Source organism: Pseudomonas agronomica, assembly GCF_025917275.1.
Classification (GTDB): Bacteria; Pseudomonadota; Gammaproteobacteria; order Pseudomonadales; family Pseudomonadaceae; genus Aquipseudomonas; species Aquipseudomonas agronomica.
The window spans coordinates 1-5,252 of record NZ_JAOSHO010000363.1; the positions used below are offsets into that span (position 1 = coordinate 1).

At 63.2% G+C, this 5,252-nt stretch carries 3 protein-coding genes; all 3 read right to left on the reverse strand.

Going from position 1 to position 5,252, the window contains the following annotated elements:
- Positions 1-41 precede the first annotated feature (41 nt).
- On the reverse strand, positions 42-1,232 hold the full coding sequence (gene prpF / locus OC610_RS20570; protein ID WP_264430295.1) for a 2-methylaconitate cis-trans isomerase PrpF: 1,191 nt from the start codon (positions 1,230-1,232) through the stop codon (positions 42-44).
- A 53-nt stretch (positions 1,233-1,285) separates the two neighbouring features.
- Entirely contained in the window at positions 1,286-3,877 is a 2,592-nt protein-coding gene (gene acnD / locus OC610_RS20575) for a Fe/S-dependent 2-methylisocitrate dehydratase AcnD (protein ID WP_264430296.1), read from the reverse strand.
- 198 nt (positions 3,878-4,075) lie between these two features.
- Positions 4,076-5,203, reverse strand: a complete 1,128-nt coding sequence (gene prpC / locus OC610_RS20580; RefSeq protein ID WP_264430298.1) for a bifunctional 2-methylcitrate synthase/citrate synthase — start codon at positions 5,201-5,203, stop codon at positions 4,076-4,078.
- Positions 5,204-5,252 lie beyond the last annotated feature (49 nt).

The window sequence follows — 5,252 nt, forward strand, 5'->3', positions numbered from 1 at the left end:
GCTCGCTCCCACAGGTTTTGTGTTATTTCGCAAGTATCGAGTTAGAGAACATCCCCCGGCACCCGCACGAACCCTTCCATCAACACCCGCGCGCTGCGGCTCATGATGGCTTTTTTCACAGCCCATTCTCCATTGACCTGGCTGGCCTCGGCGCCGACGCGCAGGGTGCCGGACGGGTGGCCGAAACGCACGGCGTTGCGCTCGATACCGCCGGCAGCCAGATTCACCAAGGTGCCGGAAATCGCCGCGGCCGTGCCAATGGCGACGGCCGCGGTGCCCATCATGGCGTGGTGTAGCTTGCCCATGGACAACGCCCGCACCAGCAAATCGACGTCGCCAGCCGCCACGGCTTTTCCGCTGGACGAAACGTAATCCGCCGGCGGCGCGACAAATGCCACTTTCGGCGTGTGCTGGCGCTGCGCGGCTTCGTCCAGGTGCTTGATCAAGCCCATACGCAAGGCACCGTGGGCGCGGATGGTTTCGAACATCGCCAACGCCTTGGGATCGCCATTGATCGCGCCCTGCAACTCGGCGCCGGTGTAACCCACATCACGAGCATTGATGAAAATCGTCGGGATCCCGGCGTTGATCAGCGTCGCCTTCAAAGTGCCGACACCAGGCACCTCCAAGTCATCCACCAGATTGCCGGTAGGGAACATCGAGCCGCCACCGCCCTCCTCCTCGGCCGCCGGATCCATGAATTCCAGCTGCACTTCAGCCGCCGGAAACGTCACGCCGTCGAGCTCGAAGTCACCGGTTTCCTGCACCGCGCCATCGGTGATGGGCACATGGGCGATGATGGTCTTGCCGATGTTGGCCTGCCAGATCCGCACCACGGCCACGCCGTTCTGCGGAATACGGCTGGCCTCCACCAGACCGCTGCCGATGGCAAACGCCCCCACCGCCGCCGACAGGTTGCCGCAGTTGCCGCTCCAGTCCACGAACGGCTTGTCGATGGACACCTGGCCGAACAGGTAATCGACATCGTGGTCGGCGCGGGTGCTCCTGGACAGGATCACCGTCTTGCTGGTGCTGGACGTCGCGCCGCCCATGCCATCGATCTGCTTTTCGTACGGATCGGGACTGCCGATCACCCGCAGCAACAGGGCATCCCGGGCCGGGCCGGGGACGCGGGCGGCTTCGGGCAGGTCTTGCAGGCTGAAGAACACGCCTTTGCTGGTGCCGCCACGCATGTAGGTCGCGGGGATCTTGATTTGAGGCGAGTGAGCCATGTGCTCTAACTCCTTGAAAAATGGGCGGCCGGAAAACCGGCCACCCAAGCGATTTAAACGGCGACCGCCGACTCGAGGAAGTCCTGGGCGAAACGTTGCAGCACGCCCCCGGCTTCGTAGATCGACACTTCTTCAGCCGTATCGAGGCGGCAGGTCACCGGCACTTCGACGCGCTCGCCGTTCTTGCGAGTCATCACCAAAGTCAGCGTCGCCCGCGGCGTGCGCTCGCCGATCACGTCATAGATTTCGCTGCCGTCGATGCCCAGGGTCTTGCGATCGGTGCCGGGCTTGAACTCCAGCGGCAACACGCCCATGCCCACCAGGTTGGTGCGATGGATGCGCTCGAAGCCTTCGGCAGCGATCGCCTCGACACCGGCCAGGCGCACGCCCTTGGCCGCCCAGTCCCGGGACGAGCCCTGGCCGTAGTCGGCGCCGGCAATGATGATCAGCGGCTGCTTGCGTTCCATGTAGGTTTCGATGGCTTCCCACATGCGCATGACCTTGCCTTCCGGCTCGACCCGGGCCAGGGAGCCCTGCTTGACCTTGCCGTTCTCGACGACCATTTCGTTGAACAGTTTCGGGTTGGCAAACGTCGCGCGTTGCGCGGTCAGGTGATCGCCGCGGTGGGTCGCGTAGGAGTTGAAGTCCTCTTCCGGCAGGCCCATTTTCGCCAGGTATTCCCCGGCGGCGCTGTCCAGCATGATGGCATTGGATGGCGACAGGTGATCGGTGGTGATGTTGTCCGGCAGCACCGCCAGCGGGCGCATGCCCTTGAGCGGTCGCGCACCGGCCAATGCACCTTCCCAATACGGCGGGCGACGGATATAGGTGCTTTGCGGGCGCCAGTCGTACAGCGGCGTGACTTTCGGGCCGGTGTCTTCCTGGATGGCGAACATCGGGATGTAGACCTGGCGAAACTGCTCCGGCTTCACCGACGCCTTGACCACGGCTTCGATTTCTTCGTCGCTCGGCCAGATGTCCTTGAGGCGGATTTCCTGGCCGTCCACCACGCCCAGCACATCCTTCTCGATGTCGAAGCGGATGGTCCCGGCAATGGCATAAGCAACCACCAGCGGCGGTGATGCCAGGAACGCCTGCTTGGCGTACGGATGGATGCGCCCGTCGAAGTTGCGGTTGCCCGACAGCACGGCGGTGGCATACAGGTCGCGGTCGATGATTTCCTGTTGGATCACCGGGTCCAGCGCGCCGGACATGCCGTTACACGTGGTGCAGGCAAACGCGACCACGCCGAAGCCCAGCTTCTCGAGCTCGGACGTCAGGCCCGCTTCATCCAGGTACAGCGCCACGGTTTTCGAACCCGGCGCGAGGGACGACTTGACCCACGGCTTGCGGGCCAGGCCCAGGCGGTTGGCGTTGCGCGCCAGCAGGCCGGCGGCGATCACGTTGCGCGGGTTGCTGGTGTTGGTGCAACTGGTGATGGCGGCGATAATCACTGCGCCGTCGGGCATCTGCCCCGGCACATCGTCCCACTGGCCGGAGATGCCTTTGGCGGCCAGGTCCGACACCGCGACGCGAGCGTGCGGGTTGCTCGGGCCGGCCATGTTGCGCACCACCGAGGACAAGTCGAAGCTCAAGCCGCGTTCGTATTGCGCGCCCTTGAGGCTGTCGGCCCACAAGCCTGTGGTCTTGGCGTAGTGCTCGACCAGCTGCACTTGCTGGTCTTCGCGGCCGGTGAGCTTCAGGTAGTCAATGGTCTGCTGATCGATATGGAACATCGCCGCCGTGGCGCCGTATTCCGGGGCCATGTTGGAGATGGTTGCCCGGTCGCCCAAGGTCAGGGCGCTGGCGCCTTCGCCGAAAAACTCCAGCCAGGCACCGACGACTTTCTGCTTGCGCAGGAACTCAGTCAGCGCCAGCACCATGTCGGTGGCGGTGATGCCCGGTTGCAGTTTGCCGGTCAGTTCGACGCCGACGATTTCCGGCAAGCGCATCCACGAGGCGCGACCGAGCATGACGCTTTCGGCTTCCAGGCCACCGACACCAATGGCGATAACGCCCAGGGCATCGACGTGGGGCGTGTGGCTGTCGGTGCCCACGCAGGTGTCAGGAAAGGCCACGCCGTCACGCTGCTGGATCACCGGCGACATTTTTTCCAGGTTGATCTGGTGCATGATTCCGTTGCCTGGCGGAATCACGTCAACGTTCTTGAAGGCTTTCTTGGTCCAGTTGATGAAGTGGAAGCGGTCTTCGTTGCGGCGGTCTTCGATGGCGCGGTTTTTGGCAAAGGCCTGGGGATCGAAACCAGCGCTTTCCACCGCCAGCGAGTGGTCGACGATCAGCTGGGTCGGCACCACCGGGTTGACCTGCGCCGGGTCGCCACCTTGCTGGGCGATGGCGTCGCGCAAACCGGCGAGGTCCACCAGGGCGGTCTGGCCGAGAATGTCGTGGCACACCACCCGCGCCGGGAACCATGGGAAATCCAGGTCGCGCTTGCGCTCGATCAGTTGCAGCAGCGATTCACGCAGCGTGGCCGGGTCGCAGCGGCGCACGAGGTTTTCCGCCAGCACGCGAGAGGTGTACGGCAGGCCGTCGTAGGCGCCGGGGCGGATCGCCTCCACGGCTGCGCGAACGTCGAAATAATCCAGCGAAGTGCCGGGCAGCGGTTTGCGAAATTCTGTGTTCATCGTCAGGACTCGGTCACGGTGGTTTCAGAAGGGTTGGCGCAGGCCTTGAAATAAACACATTCCCCTGTGGGAGCGAGCCTGCTCGCGAATACGGACTGACATTCAACACCAATGTCGACTGACACACCGCATTCGCGAGCAGGCTCGCTCCCACAAGGGGATTCGGCTCATTCCGTTAGTGCGCTGGTGCCCTCCAGCTCAGCGTTGTTCGATTGGCACGAACTTGCGCTGTTCGACGCCGGTGTATTCGGCGCTCGGTCGGATGATGCGGTTGTTGGCGCGTTGTTCGAACACATGGGCGGCCCAGCCGGTCAGGCGCGAGCAGACGAAGATTGGTGTGAACAACTTGGTCGGGATGCCCATGAAGTGATACGCCGAGGCATGGTAGAAATCGGCGTTGGGGAACAGTTTCTTCTGCTCCCACATGGTCTTGTCGATGGCTTCGGAGACCGGGAACAGCACCGTGTCACCCACTTCGTCGGCGAGCTTTTTCGACCAGCCCTTGATCACCTCGTTGCGCGGGTCGTTGTCCTTATAGATTGCGTGGCCGAAGCCCATGATCTTGTCCTTGCGCGCCAGCATGCCGAGGGTGCCCTCGATGGCCTCCTGCGCAGAGCTGAAGCGCTCGATCATTTCCATCGCCGCCTCGTTGGCACCGCCATGCAGCGGGCCGCGCAGCGAGCCGATGGCCGCGGTGATGCAGGAGAACAGGTCCGACAGCGTGGAGGCGCAAACGCGAGCGGTGAAGGTCGAGGCGTTGAATTCATGCTCGGCGTAGAGAATCAGCGAAACATTCATCACCTTGACGTGCAGCTCGCTCGGCTTCTTGCCGTGCAACAAGTGCAGGAAGTGGCCGCCAATGGAGACTTCGTCGGTCACGCATTCGATGCGCTGGCCTTCGTGGCTGAAGCGATACCAGTAGCACATGATCGCCGGGAACGCGGCCAGCAGGCGGTCGGTCTTGTCGTGCTGCTGGGAGAAATCCTGCTCGGGTTCCAGATTGCCCAGGAACGAGCAACCGGTTCGCATCACGTCCATCGGGTGGGCGTCGGCGGGAATGCGCTCCAACACTTCTTTCAAGGCTTGAGGCAGGTCGCGCAACTGGCGCAATTTAGCGGTGTAGGCGTCCAGCTGGGCCTGGGTTGGCAGTTCGCCGTACAGCAGCAGGTAGGCCACTTCTTCAAACTGCGCATCTGCCGCCAGGTCGCGAACGTCATAGCCGCGGTAGGTCAGGCCAGCACCCGACTGGCCTACGGTGGACAATGCGGTCTGCCCGGCCACCTGGCCACGGAGCCCGGCGCCACTGAGTACTTTTGCTTCGGCCATTTGCTGTCTCCAGTTTTTAGATTTGTAGAGAATGGGGGGGAAAGATCGC